Source organism: Thalassotalea agariperforans (genome assembly GCF_053470345.1).
Genome location: NZ_JBQMWH010000004.1, coordinates 1 through 18,696, shown reverse-complemented (window position 1 = coordinate 18,696; position 18,696 = coordinate 1). Strand labels below are relative to the sequence as shown.

Below are 18,696 nucleotides of genomic sequence, written 5' to 3'. Positions count from 1 at the left end.
CATTGGTTTACTGATTTGATGTAAAAAAATAAACTCTTAACCGTGGGGATTAGCGGCTAAGAGTTTATGGTGCAAAAAACGTTTTTTATTAATCAATAAATTGGCGGCGAGTTGCGTTATTTTCTGTTGGGAAGTCTTCTGGTACAGGAATAGTTACCGCACCGGTTGCAGCCCATTCAGTGCCTCGTAAAAAAGTAGTAATAAAACCTACACCTTCAAAAGCATTATGGTCATGCCCTAAGGTTGAGTGGAAAACACGACCTTTATGGTAATCAATGGTCATTAAAATAGGCTCTTGTCGTTCAATACCATTTTTAACGTTACGTGGATATGCACTAGCTAAAATTGTCATATTTTGAGCTGGGCCTCGTAACTTCGCGTACAATTCATCTTTAGTGTGTAACCATACTTCCGGTAAGCCTTGAGTAATCGGGTGAGTGGTATTACGTAACTGAATAGGGAATTGATGCGCAGGGCTATGGAAACCAGCATTACCTTTTGATGTGTCGGTGATCAGTTCATCATGTTTATTGTAATAAACATAAGGGCCATTTTTTTCTGTTCTATCGCCCCAACCACCTAAACCTATCATCTTGTTATATTCTAACCAGTTCGGGAAAGCATTGTCAGCAGCATGTATTACCACTAAACCACCGCCGTTACGCATGTATTTTTCAAATGCCAGTTTAGTTGCTTTTGGCCATGCCGCTGTTTTCCAACCTAAATTTGAAACCACCACATCGTAATTTTCAAAGTTAGGTTTAAAGTTAGCATCACTTTTAGGCTCTTTTAACGTTTGATAATTTTTACCATCATTTAATGGGAATTTATCAATATAATTATCATAACCAGTTGAACGCCATAAAAATTCTGTACGGTATACATCAACAGTGAAAAAGCCGGTTTCTTCTAAATAGCGTTTCATCATGCGTGTGGATTTTGGCCAAACCATGTGATTATTTTGCCCATCCACAATTAAAACTTTTAATTGAGTTTTGGTTGGCGATTCTGTTTTTTCTGGTGAATTTTCACAACCCGATAACATTAACGATAAAACTATACTCAGGCCAACTAACCAGTTTTTCATGTTTAACTCCATTCTTTATAAGTTTACTTTAAGTAAATACTGCATCACCTAATTATTAGTGAGCGCTAACATAGCGTATTTGCCACGATAAATCTATATTCGCCACTGTCGATTATGTAAGCGCTCATGTATTGTAGGTAAGTTATTGTTTTTTGATTAATATTGCCCAATCTTTTCCGTCATTAATCGGCGGTTTACCAAGTTTGGCGTTATGTGTTCCCCAAAAAATATTGCCTTCTTTTTCAATGTTGATGTTGTCAATACTTCCTTTTTGGAGCTTACCGCCTGTTCTTGGGTTAAACCAACTTACGCTGTAATTACCTTTTAATGGCTTCATTTTTATCGACACGTCATATTGAGAATTTTTAACATAAACAATGTAAAACTCACCAATATCCGCTAAGGCCCAAGCGTTATTAGCAGGAGCACCAGCTGTATTGATAATTATTTCATCATGATTTTTTGCTTTATGGTAAGGCACATTACTGAGTTTAAAAAAGTCTAAAACATGCTTTGCTTGTTGCCAGAATAACTCACGTGTACGCCAGCTTTGTGCGGTGAGGTCTGAATGTTCGTGGGCATAACCAAAATACCATTCAGTACCCCAAGCGCCAGCAGTATATGCACCCCAAAGGCCATTCATGCGGGCTAAGTTATGCTCTGGATCTTCAGAATCTGGCGGTAGGTTAAATTTATGGTGCCCTGGCTCGTCAACTGACACAGCAAAAGGGCGACCATTAGTTGTAGGTAAAGTTCTAAGGCGTTTAGTTTCGGGGTGTACCAAACTGTAATCTTCTCTTGATGTTTGTAAAGATAAGCCAGTATAAAAACTGTCAGCACCTAAAAGATCGTCAAAACTTAAGCCGTTATGAATAACCACTAAATGGTGATAAGGGTCATTTTCCTGAAAATATTTTGCCATGGCTAAACGCTGAATTTTACTTTGTGGCATGCTTTTATATTTGTTATGCCATTCGCCATTCTCTTCACCCATATTCCAATTTAAGGCTAAATGATGTGAGAAACGGGCAATTAATTCACGGTAATAAATTTGGCGATGTAAGCCTAAGCCGCCGTTATCTAATAAACCTTGGTTTTCATCTTCTTGAGTTTTGAAATGTAAAAATAAGCCTCTGCTTTGTGCGTGAGCAAAAATAATTTCCCATTGCGCTAATTTTGATACATCAAAGCGATCATAGGTGCTGTAATCAACATAAGGAAATACGTTTTGATCATCGCCTAAAATATTTAAGGTTAAAAATGAAATAGAATTCATCCCCTGATCCGCAATATAATTGAGTGCGCCAATTAATCCTTTGCCTTTATTGCCTTGCCAAGTAGGGTCACCTTTTTGCCAATCTTGTACGTGAGGTTGCCAGTTTTTTACTAAATCATCTTTATGGCCGTCGTTATGAAAGCTGCCGTCAAAGTCTGCATAGGCTAATAAATTTTCAGGTGCGTCAGGGCCAGCCTTAATAAAGTATTCGCCATTGCCAGCAAAACGTAAATAAGCTTGGTTAATATATTCTAAACGGCCTTTGGCGCGTAAATCAGGGAGTTTTTTATTATTTTCTTTTACGGTAAAAGCCCCTTTTTGTTGATCCATAAAGCCCGCACTTTCTCCGGGGTGTGCTATGGTTGAAACTGCAGCATAAGGACCTTTGCGAAAGTCTGCCTGCCATGTCCAGTGGCCTAATTCATCAGGCGTAAAGTTTACTCGCCATTTATTACCTGCGGTGGCACTGGTATTAGCTGCATCACCGTCGGCGGCGAAAAATCCAGGAATAACGTAACTTTTACCTGTGGCTGGATGAACAAACTCAACATTTAAGCGGTAATGAATAAAGGGATTAAGTTTGTCGTTTTCTGAAGTTTGTGGGCCGTCAAAGGTTAATGATGTTTTATGCCAAAGACGTAACTCGCCACTTTGTTTTACGGCAACATCTGCAAGAGAATGTTGGCTGATAAAAAAACTTAAGGTGAGAAATAAGAGTTTTTGTATTGTTATTGGTTTTATCACAATATTTCCTTTTGTCGCGGTTCTCGAAAAAATGTATTATGGCTAGGCCGTAAGCCCAGCGGCTGTAAAATCACCTGATCTTTAGGTGAATTCATCAGTGTTGTATTGATACAACACTTAAGTTAACGCTAACAAATATGAATTTATACGCTAATGGCATTAAAATCTACCATTTTTAAAATTGAATTGTCGATTTCAGATATGGATCGGAACTATTATGCCGATCATCAACTTACTATTGCTCGCCATCCATCAGAGTCAGACAAGCGAATGATGTTAAGGGTGTTAGCCTTTGCATTTAACGCCAGTGAGCACTTAGCTTTTACTAAAGGTTTAAGCGAAGTTGATGATCCTGATTTATGGCAAAAAAACTACAGCGATGAAATTGAGCTATGGATTGAGCTTGGTCAGCCGTCAGAGCAACGTATTAAAAAAGGCTGTAATCAAGCTAAGCAGATGTTAGTTTATAGCTTACAAAATGGTATGTTCGACGCTTGGTATCAAAAAGAAAAGAACCATATTAATACCCGTAAAAACCTTGCTATTTATACTATTGCAGAAGATGTTGTTGAAGGCTTAGCTAATTTAGTGACCCGCCAAATGCAAATTCAATGCACTATTCAAGATGGACAAGCTTGGTTTAATTTAGGGCAAGACAGCATCGAAGTATCATTGACTCAAATTAAAGAATAATGCGTTCTTATGTTTCTGGGCGCACTTCCTTGCGCCCAATATATTAATTCCTGCAAAACGAATCCTTGCATCATCATGGCTTTATTGCCATGTCAGGTTATTCATTTTTCTGTTACAAATTTTTCGTCATTGCGTCATTTAACAGTCACTTAGTTGTCACACAAACCTCTTACTCTCATTCTGTTTATTTATTTTGTTATCAATTTTATTAATTAACATCAGAGGAATGAGTTATGAACTCAACATGGGTTACACGCTCAGCAGTAACTGCTGTTTTGATGGCTGCAACAAGTCATGCGGGTGTTTTGCCAGACGTACAAAAAAATAGTGCTTGGTTTACTGAAGCCGATAAAAAAGTACAAATGAAAGCCGAACAAAAAATTCACAAAAAAACAAAGAATGTTATTTTGTTTGTTGGTGATGGCATGGGCATTTCAACTTTAACCGCGGCGCGTATTTTAGATGGTCAAAACAAAGGTTTATCAGGTGAAGAAGGATATTTAAGCTTTGAAACGTTTCCGTATTCGGCGCAAGTAAAAACCTACAATGTTAATGCTCAAACGCCTGATTCTGCCGGTACAATGACCGCGATGGTGTCGGGTATAAAAACGGATGCCGGTGTTATTGGTGTTGATGAAGATGTTAGCCGAGGTGATTGTTTATCAGTTGCTGGTAATGAATTAGTTACTGCGATTGAGTTAGCAGAAATTAAAGGTTTATCAACGGGGGTTATTTCTACCGCACGTATTACTCATGCTACTCCTGCGGCAACTTATGCAAAATCACCAGAGCGTAACTGGGAAGATATTTCTGACATGGATATCGACAATCATCCAGAGCGTGCAGCTTGTGAAGATATTGCTTCACAATTAATTAATTTTGAAAAAAACTTAGAAGCGCGTTTTTCAGGTGTTGATGTTGATGGCTTAGACGTAGTAATGGGTGGTGGTCGTCGTCACTTTTTACCAAAAGATGCGGCTTATAATAGTGCTGATGCAGCTTCAAGTGTTGAAGGTGATCGTACCGACGGCCGTGATTTAACGGCTGAATGGCAAGCAGAATATCCAAATGGAAAATACGTGATCGATCAAGCAGGCTTTGATGCCATTGTTGCTGACGATACGGATAAAGTGTTTGGTTTGTTTAATGAATCACATATGCAATATGAAGCAGATCGTGACAATGATATTGCCGGTGAACCTTCTTTATCAGAACTTACCAGTAAAGCGATTGATGTTTTAGACAATAACAAACGTGGTTTTATGTTAGTTGTTGAATCGGGTCGTATTGACCATGGTCATCATGCGGGCTCTGCTTACAATGCTTTAACTGACACCATTGAATTTGCTAATGCCGTGCAAGCTGCGGTAGACAATACAAATCCAGAAGAAACGTTAATTTTAGTAACGGCTGATCACAGCCATGTATTTACGATTGCCGGTTACCCTAAACGTGGCAATCCAATTTTAGGTAAAGTGGTTGCGGTTGGTGCAACTGAACCAACATTAGCGAATGATGGCATGCCTTATACCACGGTAGGCTATACCAATGGTTTAGGCTTTCGCGATTTAGGGACAGAAACCGATGCGGATGCAGCTTATAGTGAATCAGCAGCAGCTGGCCGTCAAAACTTAAGCGCCGTTGACACACACACTTCAGGTTTCCATCAAGAAGCGCTTATTCCTTTAGGTTCAGAAACTCATGCTGGTGAAGATATTAGCTTACATGCGATTGGACCAAATTCACAGTTAGTGCAAGGTGTTATGGAGCAAAGTGTTATTTTTCACATTATTAATAAATCACTTGGCTTAGTGGCTAAATAAGAGGAACACATAATGAAATCATTAAAACTATTGTCACTATCAGTACTGGTTGCATTAACGGCTTGTGATGATTCAAACGACTCAAAACCCGCTGTTAAAGCAAGCGATATTCCAGTGAGTGTACAAAATAGCTGGTATCAACAAAGTGAAGCAAGAGTTGAAGCGGCTGAAAAGCAAGTGAATAATATTGAGAATACTCGTGGTAAAGCGAAAAATGTTATTTTATTTGTTGCTGATGGTATGGGGTTATCAACGGTAACCGCGGCTAGAATTTTAGCAGGACAGCAGCTAGGTAAAATGGGTGAAGAACATCAATTAAGTTTTGATAAAATGCCGTTCTCTGGTTTTTCAAAAACCTATAATGTTGATGCCCAAACACCAGATTCAGCGGGCACGATGACGGCCTTAGTGTCAGGTGTTAAAACGGATGTTGGTGTTATTGGTGTTGCTGAAGGTGTATCTCGTGGTGATTGTACAACGGTTGCTGGTAATGAATTAGTGACTGCGTTAGAGCTTGCGGAAATTGCTGGTAAATCAACAGGTATTATTTCAACAGCACGTATTACCCATGCAACGCCAGCGGCAACTTATGCTAAATCAGCTGATCGTAACTGGGAAGATATCTCAGATATGAATATTGATAACAACCCTGAACGTGCCGCGTGTGAAGATATTGCTTCACAATTGGTAAATTTTGAAACTAATTTAGAAGCACGTTTTTCAGGTGTTGATGTTGATGGTATTGAAGTGGTAATGGGAGGCGGTCGTCGTCACTTTTTACCAAAAGATGCGGCTTACAACAGTGCTGATGCAGCATCTGGTGTTGAAGGCGATCGTACCGATGGTCGTGATTTAACGGCAGAATGGCAAGCAAGTTACCCTAATGGCGATTATATAATTGACCAAGCAGGTTTTGATGCCATAAATGCGGAAAATACTGAACGGGTATTTGCTTTATTTAATGAATCACACATGCAATATGAGGCGGATCGCGTTAATGATATTGCCGGTGAACCGTCATTAAGTGAGATGACAGAAAAAGCCTTAGCTGTATTAGATAACAATGATGATGGTTTTTTCTTAATGGTTGAATCAGGACGAATTGACCATGGTCATCATGCCGGTTCAGCTCATGGTGCGTTAACAGATGCAATTGCTTTTGCTGAAGCGGTACAAACGGCAATGGATAATACTAATCCAGAAGAAACGTTAATTATTGTAACCGCAGATCATAGCCATGTATTTACCATTGCCGGTTACCCTAAACGTGGTAACCCAATTTTAGGTAAAGTCGTTGGTATTGGCCAAACTGAACCAAGTTTAGCTGCCGATGGTATGCCATACACTACTGTGGGTTATACCAACGGTTTAGGCTTTAGAGACTTGGGTACAGAAACTGATGCTGATGCCGGCTATGGAGTACCAGCGGCAAATGGTCGTCAAGACTTAGCCAATGTTGACACACAGTCACCGGGTTTTCATCAAGAAGCATTAATTCCGCTAGGTAGCGAAACACATGCAGGGGAAGATGTTGGGGTTTATGCACAAGGGCCTGGAGCACACTTAGTGACAGGAACTAACGAACAAAACCTTATTTTCCATGTTATGGATTATGCGGCTGACTTGGTTGCGAGTGCCGAAAAAGCCATGCAATAAAAGCCGACAACACTGCTAGGATAGATAACATCGTTAATCACGGTGTTATCTATTTTTCTTTGCTATTCTTTTATATTCTTTCAGTTTTTTACGATAAGCCACAGGTTATGAAATATTTAATATTATTGTTATCCCTTTTCAGTTTTTTTAGTGTTAGTCAAACTTGCCAACAAAATCCAGCGCAGCTGGTTGCTCATTATCAAACGAGTCAGCAATTATCACAGCCAGCATCGAGTGAGCTTAAGGAAATTAATCAGCAATTTAGTTTGTATCGAAATGGCAATGCTGTTATTCACCAATATCCAGAGCAAGGGCTTGCGCATCTTTGGTTTCAAATGAAAAACCAAAAAGTATCGTTAACGCGCTACTTTTTATCTGCCCAGCGTGGTATTGAATATCAACCACAAGAAATTACCGATGTTGAAACATGGCAGCAAAAGCAGCAATTATTGGCGGCTGATTTTTTAGATAAATTCACTTTGAGATCTCAAGCAGGTGAGGGTTGTCATTTATTGCAGAATTTTGTTTATCAACAAGGTGAACATCATTTTGAATTAACGTGGTATCCCGCTTTGCAATTGATTAAAGACTTTAAAGCTACCAGTCCGCATACCGTTGAGCAATGGACATTGACCGAATTGAACCTTGAAGCGAAAACGGTTAAAGAAAAGTTTATCGAACTTAATCAATTTAATACCACAGATTACAGTGATATTGGTGATAATGAAGCTGATCCCTTTTTGGCTAAAATGATCCAACAAGGTTTTAAAACGGAAGTTATAGTTACTGAAAATAACTCTGCGCATCATGGCCATGATCATTAAGGACAATTGAGCTGCTGATACCATCTTACAACCTCTATTTTTATGGCTACAAAATAGAGGCTGCTCTTGTGTTTTCTTATCAAGCCCACGTTTGTGTGGGCTAACAAATACTTCTAACATACGCTGATTTAAATTCTGGCTGAGCTGCTATGTAAATTATCAACCATGACTTGGCAGCACAGCGTTTAGCATAATTAACTCTTTTATCCTTCAAGTAGAACACAAGCTAATTTTAAAGAGCGTTGAAACGGAATGTTAAGCTTTGTTTATTATTAAGTTTTTAATTTAAATTACAGTACAAAATAATGGATAAAGTTAATTGTTAACTATTTTCATTTTATTTAGGTTGTGATACTTTCATACAAACATAATAAAATGATGTTGGTTTTGTAGCCCCAAATACTAACGAAAATCTTAAATAGGGCATGGAGATTGAAAATGAAAAAAATAGCACTAGTATCTGCATTATTATTATCAATGGGTACCGCACAGGCTGCTGAAACTTTGCGTTGGGACAGCATGTCAGTTTCTTATGATTCTGTCGACTTAGATGGTGAAAAAGTGTCAGGTTTTAGTCTTTCAGGGACGAAGTTAGTTGCTGAAAACGTATTTCTAGAAGTGAACTATGGTTCAATATCTGACGATATTGATGTTGCTAATATGAAAATTGATGTCGAGATGGACTCATTCTCAATTGGGGCTGGTTATCGCCATGCATTAGCTGAGAATACTGATGTTTTTGGTATTTTTTCATTTGAAGATGTTAATAGCAAAGCCTCGTTAGGTGATATATCTGAACGTGATAATGGTAACGGATATGGATTAGAAACAGGTATTCGCTCACTTGTCACCGAGCAATTAGAACTGATGGGCTCTATCAGTTATATCGCAATTAAAGATGATTCTGAAACAAGTTTCAATGCTTCAGCTTTGTATCATTTCACCGATCAATTTTCAGCGGGTTTAGGATATTCAACAGCTGATGACGTTGATGTAGTTAGCTTATCGGCGGTTTGGTTTTTCTAAATATTAGTAAAGAGATTATTAGCGGAATTACGGTTTGTCGCATATGACCCAATAGTGGTCTGACAGATTGAATTCCGCTTTTGTTGTTTAACTTTTACTGCAGTGTATTTAAATAGTTAGCATCATAAAGCTTATGAGCCAGATCGAAGTTAATGCTATTTCGATGGGGTTTCTAAATACCTAGCCACCACTAACAATTTCTTGTTTACGAATACCACTTAAATCCAAGGCAGCATTAGGTTGTAATGGTGTATAACCAGATAACAAATAAATCACTTTTTGGCCTTTTTGCGCAAGTTCTAACGCATGTTGGAAATTAATGGTGATATCACTGCTGATCGTTTGAGGAAATTTATCGGCGTCGCGGCGCACATATTCAATTAAACCCGTATTTACTTCTTCATCATAAAATACCGCATCAGCAAACTGTAATTCACGGTGTGCTTTTAAAGTTAAATTATCTGGATCGCCATTTTGGGTGTGAATAAAAACAATCTCACCATCAGGTGGTGGTGTTTTTTCATTTAAATTTGAAATCAGTTGTTGTTCAGCGGTTTTAACGTCGCCACCTAAAATGAGTTGGCCAATACTGCCTTGCAGCATATTTTCCCAAAAAATTCGACGATTACGTATGCCTTTTACTCGTGCTTTAACATGATCACGAAATTTAAAACAAAAGTCTGCTAAGCGGCCATAACCATTGGGTAGCATTTTATCAAGTTGTTCACGCAACATTCGCACTAAGACTGGCGAGCTGCCTGAACTGGAAATTGCCACTATCATAGGATCACGGTCAATAATCGCTGGCGTGATATAACTACATAATTCAGGTTGGTCGACAACATTTACTAACAAATTTAAGCGGTTTGCTTCTTCTGAAACACTGGCATTAACGGCTTCGTCATCCGTTGCTGCGATGATCAGGTTTTTTTCTGTCATTAAGCCGGTTTGATAATTATGTGGATGCCAAGTTAAGTTATTACTTTTGATCAACCGTTCAACCGTTGGTGATAATTGTTCGCTGACAATGGTGATTTGCTTGGTTGTTTTTAATAACAGCTCAATTTTACGAGCGGCGACATCACCGCCCCCAATAACGAGGGCATTAATTTGTGAGGCGTTTAGAAAAATCGGAAAATATTGCATAAAAGTTAAGCTTGTTGCGCCATAAATATCATGAGGTAAATATACCTGCTTAATGAGTTGATATATATACAAGTAAGAAAAAATACCTCTAGATAAATGTATTTAACACCTACCTGCAAAACTTAACAAGTGGTAAACTTTCGCCAATTTATTTATCAAGTATGAGAGTAACCCATGCCTTGGATTCAACTTCGACTAAACGCAGATGAAGATACTGCCGAAAAATACAGCGACTGGCTGATGGCTTGTGGCTCACAAGCAGTCACCTTTATAGACGCACAAGATACGCCGATTTATGAGCCTCTACCTGGTGATGAAGTAATTTATTGGCATAATACCGTGGTAATGGGGTTATTTGATGCCAATCACGACATGGATAAAGTTGTTAGCTATTTACAAGGTATTCACCCAGATAAACAAGCAATGCAATACAAATTGGAACAGCTTGAAGATAAAGACTGGGAGCGTGAATGGATGGATAACTTTCATCCGATGAAATTTGGCGAACGCTTATGGATTTGTCCTAGCTGGCGTGATGTACCTGAACCTGATGCGGTTAATGTGATGTTAGATCCAGGTTTAGCGTTTGGCACGGGTACTCATCCAACCACTGCATTATGTTTAACTTGGCTTGATGGCCTTGATTTAACCGGTAAAACTGTGGTTGATTTTGGTTGTGGCTCTGGCATTTTATCGTTAGCGGCCTTAAAGCTTGGCGCTAAAAAGGTGATCGGTATTGATATTGATCCACAAGCATTACAAGCAAGTTTGGCGAATGCTCAGCGCAATGGCGTTGAAGATCGTTTAGAACTTTATTTACCTAAAGATCAGCCACAATTTAAAGCTGATGTTGTCGTTGCTAATATTTTAGCGGGTCCACTTCGCGAACTGGCACCGGTTATTATTGACTATGTTGGTGAACAGGGATTATTGGCATTATCTGGTGTGTTAGAAAACCAGGCGGAAGAATTACAGCGCATTTATGGCCAATGGTGTCAGATGGATCCTATTGCGGTGCAAGAAGAGTGGGTACGATTATCAGGTAAACGTCAAGGGTAAATCTCTTTTTTTGTGAAATATTTTGTGAGAGGAATTGTACAGTTTTGTACAATTTCTGTTCACTTCAATGATTTGCAAAATGTCAATAAAAAAAAGTGCAAAAAAAGCAACTTTTGTTCAATTTATATCCTTTTCAAAATTCAAAAAAACACGTACACTGTGCGCCCTTTTGATAGGTAGCTCAAAAAAGCAGCAGTGAAAATAGGTTCATACACGTTAGACAGCAATGTCATTCTTGCACCAATGGCGGGGATCACAGATCAGCCATTTCGACGACTTTGTTGTCGGTTAGGGGCAGGGCTTGCGGTATCTGAAATGATCTCGTCAAATCCGAAAGTGTGGAAAACTGAAAAATCAATGCGTCGAATGGTGCATGACAACGAAGCGGGTATTCGATCAGTACAAATTGCTGGTTCAGATCCTGAAGAGTTGGCTTTTGCTGCGCAAGTTAATGTTGAAAACGGTGCCCAAATTATTGATATCAATATGGGGTGTCCGGCAAAAAAAGTAAATAAAAAGCTGGCAGGTTCAGCCTTATTGAAAGAACCAACATTAGTTGAGCAAATCGTGAAAGCAACAGTCGCTGCTGTTGATGTTCCGGTGACCTTGAAAATACGTACCGGTTGGTGTGAAAACACGCGTAATGGTATTGAAATAGCTAAAATTGCCGAAGCTAATGGCATTCAATCATTAGCGGTGCATGGTCGAACGCGTTGTGACTTTTACAAAGGCAATGCTGAGTACGATACGATCAAGGCGATTAAAAACGCAGTTTCAATTCCAGTTGTGGCTAATGGAGACATCACCAGTGTTGAAAAAGCACGTGAGGTCCTCGATTACACAGGTGCAGATGCGATAATGATTGGCCGAGCGGCACAAGGGCGACCTTGGATATTCCGTGAAATTAATCATTATTTAGCAACGGGAACAAAATTAGCGGCACCTTCATTGGATGAAGTGCGCTCAATACTTATTGAACATGTAATGGAATTGCACAAATTTTATGGCGAGTTTATGGGGCTTCGCTTTGCCCGTAAACATGTCTCTTGGTATATGCAGGTGCATGACCAAGAAAAAACGTTTCGATCAAAGTTTAATGGTTTGGAATCTGCCAACGAGCAGCTTGCACTATTAAATTTGTATTTTGATAATTTAACTTAACTAAGAGTCTAAACTTCATGTTTGAACAAAATAATTCTTCTCCATTTGTTACTGGTAACTTACAAACTCAAGCCGAGTCTTCACCTTTACGTAGCCAAGCTAAAATCGCTATTAGCAACTACTTATCGCAATTAAACGGCAATGACGTTGATAATATGTACGACTTAGTACTTTCTGAAATTGAAGCTCCTATGCTTGAAGAAGTAATGAAGTATACTCGCGGTAACCAAACCCGTGCAGCTAACTTATTAGGTATCAACCGTGGTACGTTACGTAAGAAGCTTAAAAAATACGGTATGAACTAATACCCTGCAGGTCAGCCCTGCAAATAAAAGCACCTAAGGGTGCTTTTATCTTTTCTACGGATAGAACATTCGCCAAGTAAACGGCATAAAAAGTAAATAAATTTTATTATATTTTAAAGGTTTAAATAGCATATATGGATAACCCACGCCCTATCAAACGCGCTTTGTTAAGCGTTTCGGACAAAACTGGTATTGTTGAATTCGCCCAAAGCTTAGCGCAAAAAGGGGTTGATATTTTATCAACTGGCGGTACTGCAAAATTATTAGCAGATAACGGTATTAAAGTAACAGAAGCGTCTGAGTATACTGGTCACCCTGAAATTATGGACGGTCGTGTAAAAACGTTACACCCTAAAATTCATGGTGGTATTTTAGCGCGCCGTGGTGTTGACGAAGCGGTAATGGCTGAAAATAACATCAGCGCTATTGATATGGTTGTTGTTAACTTATATCCATTTGCTAATACAGTAGCAAATGATGATTGCACATTAGAAGATGCGGTTGAAAACATTGATATCGGCGGCCCAACTATGGTTCGTGCAGCAGCTAAAAACCATAAAGATGTTACTATTGTGGTTAATGCTTCTGATTACGAACGTGTTATCGCTGAAATGAATGCTAATGAAGGTTCATTAACGTATAAAACTCGCTTTGACTTAGCTATTTCAGCTTATGAGCACACAGCTGCTTACGACGGTATGATCGCTAATTACTTCGGCAAAATGTTACCAGCTTACGGTGAAACTGAAGGTGAAGTAGATTTCGACAACAAGAAAAAATTCCCACGTACAGTAAACAGCCAGTTTATTAAAAAGCAAGATTTACGTTACGGTGAAAATTCGCATCAAGATGCCGCGTTTTATGTGGAAGCAAACCCAGAAGAAGCCTCTGTATCTACGGCTACACAAATTCAAGGTAAAGCACTTTCTTATAACAATATTGCCGATACAGATGCGGCATTAGAATGTGTGAAAGAGTTTGACGAACCAGCTTGTGTTATTGTTAAGCATGCTAACCCTTGTGGGGTTGCTATTGGTGACAACATTTTAGCCGCTTATGAAGGTGCTTATGTTACTGATCCAACATCAGCTTTTGGTGGTATTATCGCCTTTAACCGTGAATTAGACGCAGATACGGCGGAAGCGATTGTTTCTCGTCAGTTTGTTGAAGTAATTATTGCGCCAAGCATTTCTGAAGCCGCTGCACAAATTGTTGCCGCGAAACCAAATGTCCGTTTATTAGAATGTGGTCAGTGGAATTCACAAACTACCGGTTTTGATTACAAGCGTGTTAATGGTGGTTTATTAGTACAAGATCGTGATCAAGGCCGCGTTGCCGATAGCGATTTAAAAGTGGTTACTAAACGCCAACCAACTGAAGACGAAATGCGCGACTTAAAATTTGTCTGGAAAGTGGCAAAATTTGTTAAATCTAATGCCATTGTATATGCAAAAGGTAGCACAACCATTGGTGTTGGTGCCGGTCAAATGAGCCGTGTATATTCTGCAAAAGTTGCTGGTATTAAAGCGGCTGATGAAAACCTTGAAGTTAAAGGTTCAGTTATGGCATCAGATGCTTTCTTCCCATTCCGTGATGGTTTAGATGCTGCAGCTGAAGCAGGCATTACTGCGGTAATTCAACCAGGTGGTTCAATGCGTGATGATGAAGTTATTGCTGCTGCGGATGAGCATGGCATCGCTATGGTCTTTACTGGTATGCGTCACTTCCGTCACTAAAAATGACTTTATGGCTAGCTTGCTGTGTTTTTACATGGTCAGGCTAGCTTTTAAATATCTTGAAATATTTAGTAATAAAATCAATGATAAAATATTGAACTTTAAGTTCAATCATCACTGAATGTTTGTTATTTATCTGCTATAACATAACCACTAAGTTTTTAATCGGTTATGGAAAATAATATGAAAAAAATAACAGCATTTATTACAGTTTCTCTTCTAAGTATCGGATTTATTACAACGGGTTGTGGCTCAACAACAGACACCACCCAACAAGTTATCGATAATAAGCTTGATTTAGCCATTGCCGGTTCACAGCGTTCGGCTAAAAATAAAGCACGAGATATTTATCGTAATCCGAAAGAAACGTTAGAGTTTTTCGGTTTTAATTCTTCAATGACAGTTGTTGAGTTAGCGCCAGGCGGTGGTTGGTACACTGAAATTCTAGCACCAGCGCTAAAAGGCAGTGGAAAATTATACGGAGCACATTATCCGGATACAGGTGAAGACAACTATTACAGTAATTCTCGTCGTAAATTAGAGAAAAAGTTAGCTGAAAATGACATTTTTAGCGAAGTAGTTTTAACCGATTTTACGCCGCGTCAACCAAGTACCTTAGCACCTGCTGGTACTGCTGATTTAGTGTTAACTTTCCGTAACCTACATAACTGGAAAGAAGATGGTGTTTTACAAATGTATAAAGATGCGTTTGTTGCTCTTAAGCCTGGTGGCATAATGGGAGTGGTTGAACATCGCATGCCCTCGTCACAAAATTGGGCTGACAATCAGAGATCGGGTTATTTCCCTGAAGAATTAGCAATTAGTTTAGCAGCGCAAGCGGGTTTTAAACTGATCGCAAAAAGCGAAATTAACGCTAACGCAAATGATACTGCCGATCACCCTAAAGGGGTGTGGAGCTTACCGCCGGTCTTAAGACTCGGTGAACAAGACAAAGAAAAATATTTGGCTATTGGTGAAAGTGATCGTATGACACTGAAATTTTATAAGCCGAAAAATTAATTATTAGGATCAATTAAATGAAAGTTTTAGTTATTGGTAATGGTGGTCGTGAGCATGCTTTAGCATGGAAAGCGGCACAATCAAGCCAAGTTGAAAAAGTATTCGTTGCACCAGGTAACGCAGGTACTGCAACAGAAGGTAACATCGAAAATGTTGATATTTCTGTTGGTGATATTCAAAGTTTAGTTGCTTTTGCTAAGCAAGAAAAAATTGAATTAACGATTGTTGGCCCTGAGCAACCATTAGTTGATGGTGTTGTTGACGCATTTCAAGCTGAAGGGTTAACTATTTTTGGTCCTAGTGCAAAAGCTGCTCAACTAGAAGGTTCGAAAGCTTTTACTAAAGACTTTTTAGCTCGCCATAATATTCCAACAGGTTACTATAAAAATTTCACTGAAATTGAACCAGCACTTGCTTATGTACGTGAACAAGGCGCGCCGATTGTTATTAAAGCTGATGGCTTAGCAGCCGGTAAAGGGGTAATTGTTGCCTTAACTCTTGAAGAAGCTGAAGATGCTATCAAAGATATGCTTGCCGGTAATGCTTTTGGTGATGCAGGTCATCGTGTTGTTATCGAAGAGTTTCTTGATGGTGAAGAAGCAAGTTTTATTGTTATGGTTGACGGAAAAAATGTCTTAGCATTTGCGACAAGCCAAGATCATAAGCGTGCTTATGATGGTGACCAAGGTCCTAATACTGGTGGCATGGGCGCATATTCTCCGGCACCTGTCGTTACACCTGAAATTCATCAACGCATCATGAATGAAGTGATCATGCCAACAGTTGAAGGTATGGCGAAAGAAGATGCGCCATATACGGGCTTTTTGTATGCCGGTTTAATGATTGATGCTGATGGTACGCCTAAAGTCATAGAATATAACTGTCGCTTTGGTGATCCAGAAACCCAACCGATTATGATGCGCTTAAAATCTGATCTTGCAGAACTTTGTTTATTAGCCTGTAATGGTGAATTAGATAAAGCGACCATTGATTTTGATGACAGAGCGGCTGTTGGTGTGGTCTTGGCTGCGGGTGGTTATCCGGGATCTTACAATAAAGGTGATGTCATCACCGGCTTAGAGTTGAATACAGCTGATGACGCGAAAACATTTCATGCTGGTACATCATTAGATAACGGTAATGTCGTGACTAATGGTGGTCGAGTTTTATGTGCGACAGCATTGGGTAATAATGTCACTGAAGCGCAACAAAAAGCCTATCAATTATTAAAACAAATTGATTGGCAAGGTGTTCAATATCGTAATGATATTGCCTATCGCGCGATAGAAAGAGAACAAAACTAGTTATTTGTTAAGTTTATTTTCTTAAAAACCCAGCATTAGCTGGGTTTTTTATTAGTAAAATTTAAATTGTTTAATAATTGAGTTATTGGAAAATATATCAATTATTGCCGCAAAAACAGCCAAGGTGATGTTGGTAAAGGCCAATTAAAACGCGATCTGCATAAAAAAACAGCGAACAAACATTTATTTCAAATTAATTGCAAATAAGTGTTGACCCCAGCCTAAAAATCTCTAAAATGCGCTCCACTTCTTCGGGACAAACCCAAGAGGTTGTTTTGAACAGTTAAGTTGTCTGAATAAGGGATTTAACTGAGAGATAAGTTTAGAAAACGTTTTGAAGGGTTGATAAAAAATTCTTTCAAAAAAGATTCAAAAACTTGTTGACAACAAAACTGAGTTGCGTAGAATGCGCATCTCGCTTCGGGCAAGGCTTTCAAGTCAGTCGAAGCAACAAGTTAAACGAATGCGATTTAACTTGAGTTATCTTTAAAAGATAACGTTCTTTAACAATTAGTTATCATGCAATTTGTGTGGGCACTCACATTAAATGCTAATTCATAGTCCTTCGGGACAACTTAGCTTTAATGATGAAGTTCACATAAAAACTATTACTTATTAATTTAAGTAAAACATATGTTTTAAAGTACAGATTCATAGAGCAGTAACTTATTTACTTTTGGTAGATAGTTACACAAACGATTTTTAATTGAAGAGTTTGATCATGGCTCAGATTGAACGCTGGCGGCAGGCTTAACACATGCAAGTCGAGCGGTAACAGAGAGAAGCTTGCTTCTCTGCTGACGAGCGGCGGACGGGTGAGTAATGCTTGGGAATATGCCTTAAGGTGGGGGACAACAGTTGGAAACGACTGCTAATACCGCATAATGTCTACGGACCAAAGGAGGGGCTCTTCGGACCTTTCGCCTTTTGATTAGCCCAAGTGAGATTAGCTAGTAGGTAAGGTAATGGCTTACCTAGGCGACGATCTCTAGCTGGTTTGAGAGGATGATCAGCCACACTGGGACTGAGACACGGCCCAGACTCCTACGGGAGGCAGCAGTGGGGAATATTGCACAATGGGGGAAACCCTGATGCAGCCATGCCGCGTGTGTGAAGAAGGCCTTCGGGTTGTAAAGCACTTTCAGTTGTGAGGAAAGGGTAGTCGCTAATATCGGCTATCTGTGACGTTAGCAACAGAAGAAGCACCGGCTAACTCCGTGCCAGCAGCCGCGGTAATACGGAGGGTGCGAGCGTTAATCGGAATTACTGGGCGTAAAGCGTGCGTAGGCGGTTAATTAAGTCAGATGTGAAATCCCGGGGCTCAACCTCGGAACTGCATTTGAAACTGGTTAACTAGAGTATTGTAGAGGGTGGTGGAATTTCCAGTGTAGCGGTGAAATGCGTAGAGATTGGAAGGAACATCAGTGGCGAAGGCGGCCACCTGGACAAATACTGACGCTGAGGCACGAAAGCGTGGGGAGCGAACAGGATTAGATACCCTGGTAGTCCACGCCGTAAACGATGTCAACTAGCCGTCTGTTTCCTTGAGAAGTGGGTGGCGTAGCTAACGCGCTAAGTTGACCGCCTGGGGAGTACGGCCGCAAGGTTAAAACTCAAATGAATTGACGGGGGCCCGCACAAGCGGTGGAGCATGTGGTTTAATTCGATGCAACGCGAAGAACCTTACCATCCCTTGACATCCAGAGAATTTTCTAGAGATAGATTAGTGCCTTCGGGAACTCTGAGACAGGTGCTGCATGGCTGTCGTCAGCTCGTGTTGTGAAATGTTGGGTTAAGTCCCGCAACGAGCGCAACCCCTATCCTTATTTGCCAGCG

General features: G+C 39.6%; 14 protein-coding genes and 1 rRNA gene. 12 read left to right on the top strand and 3 right to left on the bottom strand.

Annotation, left to right across the window (positions count from 1 at the left end; all coding sequences use genetic code 11):
• Positions 1-88: 88 nt before the first annotated feature.
• Positions 89-1,087, bottom strand: a complete 999-nt coding sequence (locus tag ACSLUO_RS07330; RefSeq protein WP_448247554.1) for a ThuA domain-containing protein — start codon at positions 1,085-1,087, stop codon at positions 89-91.
• A gap of 142 nt (positions 1,088-1,229) precedes the next feature.
• Positions 1,230-3,107: a DUF5060 domain-containing protein gene (locus tag ACSLUO_RS07325; protein ID WP_448247552.1), complete on the bottom strand. Its 1,878-nt coding sequence runs from the start codon at positions 3,105-3,107 to the stop codon at positions 1,230-1,232.
• 153 nt (positions 3,108-3,260) lie between these two features.
• Between ACSLUO_RS07325 and ACSLUO_RS07320 the strand changes: the two genes are divergently transcribed.
• From ACSLUO_RS07320 to ACSLUO_RS07300, 5 genes are all read left to right on the top strand, one after another.
• The gene (locus ACSLUO_RS07320) at positions 3,261-3,800 is read left to right on the top strand and encodes a YaeQ family protein (RefSeq protein WP_448247550.1); all 540 of its coding nucleotides are present in this window, start codon (positions 3,261-3,263) and stop codon (positions 3,798-3,800) included.
• A 278-nt stretch (positions 3,801-4,078) separates the two neighbouring features.
• A complete protein-coding gene (locus tag ACSLUO_RS07315) occupies positions 4,079-5,623 on the top strand; it encodes an alkaline phosphatase (RefSeq protein WP_448247942.1) in 1,545 nt (514 codons plus the stop codon).
• A gap of 12 nt (positions 5,624-5,635) precedes the next feature.
• Positions 5,636-7,279 (top strand): alkaline phosphatase, encoded by a 1,644-nt coding sequence (locus ACSLUO_RS07310; protein WP_448247548.1) that lies wholly within the window; start codon positions 5,636-5,638, stop codon positions 7,277-7,279.
• Between the two features lie 107 nt (positions 7,280-7,386).
• On the top strand, positions 7,387-8,103 hold the full coding sequence (locus ACSLUO_RS07305) for a hypothetical protein (protein WP_448247546.1): 717 nt from the start codon (positions 7,387-7,389) through the stop codon (positions 8,101-8,103).
• Positions 8,104-8,541: 438 nt separating this feature from the next.
• Positions 8,542-9,129, top strand: coding sequence for a porin family protein (locus tag ACSLUO_RS07300; RefSeq protein WP_448247545.1), 588 nt, complete (start codon positions 8,542-8,544; stop codon positions 9,127-9,129).
• Positions 9,130-9,309: 180 nt separating this feature from the next.
• On the opposite strand, the gene ACSLUO_RS07295 is transcribed toward ACSLUO_RS07300, so the two are convergent.
• Positions 9,310-10,347 (bottom strand): precorrin-2 dehydrogenase/sirohydrochlorin ferrochelatase family protein, encoded by a 1,038-nt coding sequence (locus tag ACSLUO_RS07295; protein WP_448247543.1) that lies wholly within the window; start codon positions 10,345-10,347, stop codon positions 9,310-9,312.
• A 102-nt stretch (positions 10,348-10,449) separates the two neighbouring features.
• Here ACSLUO_RS07295 and prmA point away from each other — a divergent pair, with 102 nt between their 5' ends.
• From prmA to ACSLUO_RS07260, 7 genes are all read left to right on the top strand, one after another.
• A complete protein-coding gene (prmA, locus tag ACSLUO_RS07290; RefSeq protein ID WP_448247541.1) occupies positions 10,450-11,334 on the top strand; it encodes a 50S ribosomal protein L11 methyltransferase in 885 nt (294 codons plus the stop codon).
• A 195-nt stretch (positions 11,335-11,529) separates the two neighbouring features.
• Positions 11,530-12,495: a tRNA dihydrouridine synthase DusB gene (gene dusB / locus ACSLUO_RS07285; RefSeq protein WP_448247539.1), complete on the top strand. Its 966-nt coding sequence runs from the start codon at positions 11,530-11,532 to the stop codon at positions 12,493-12,495.
• 17 nt (positions 12,496-12,512) lie between these two features.
• Complete coding sequence (fis, locus tag ACSLUO_RS07280; RefSeq protein ID WP_448247538.1) at positions 12,513-12,800, top strand: DNA-binding transcriptional regulator Fis; 288 nt, start codon at positions 12,513-12,515, stop codon at positions 12,798-12,800.
• 134 nt (positions 12,801-12,934) lie between these two features.
• The gene (gene purH, locus ACSLUO_RS07275; RefSeq protein ID WP_448247537.1) at positions 12,935-14,536 is read left to right on the top strand and encodes a bifunctional phosphoribosylaminoimidazolecarboxamide formyltransferase/IMP cyclohydrolase; all 1,602 of its coding nucleotides are present in this window, start codon (positions 12,935-12,937) and stop codon (positions 14,534-14,536) included.
• 183 nt (positions 14,537-14,719) lie between these two features.
• The gene (locus ACSLUO_RS07270; protein WP_448247535.1) at positions 14,720-15,556 is read left to right on the top strand and encodes a class I SAM-dependent methyltransferase; all 837 of its coding nucleotides are present in this window, start codon (positions 14,720-14,722) and stop codon (positions 15,554-15,556) included.
• Positions 15,557-15,573: 17 nt separating this feature from the next.
• Positions 15,574-16,860 carry a phosphoribosylamine--glycine ligase gene (gene purD, locus ACSLUO_RS07265; protein WP_448247533.1) on the top strand — a complete coding sequence of 429 codons (1,287 nt, stop codon included), beginning with the start codon at positions 15,574-15,576 and terminating at the stop codon, positions 16,858-16,860.
• Between the two features lie 703 nt (positions 16,861-17,563).
• Positions 17,564-18,696 (top strand): 16S ribosomal RNA (locus tag ACSLUO_RS07260); the annotation flags it as partial.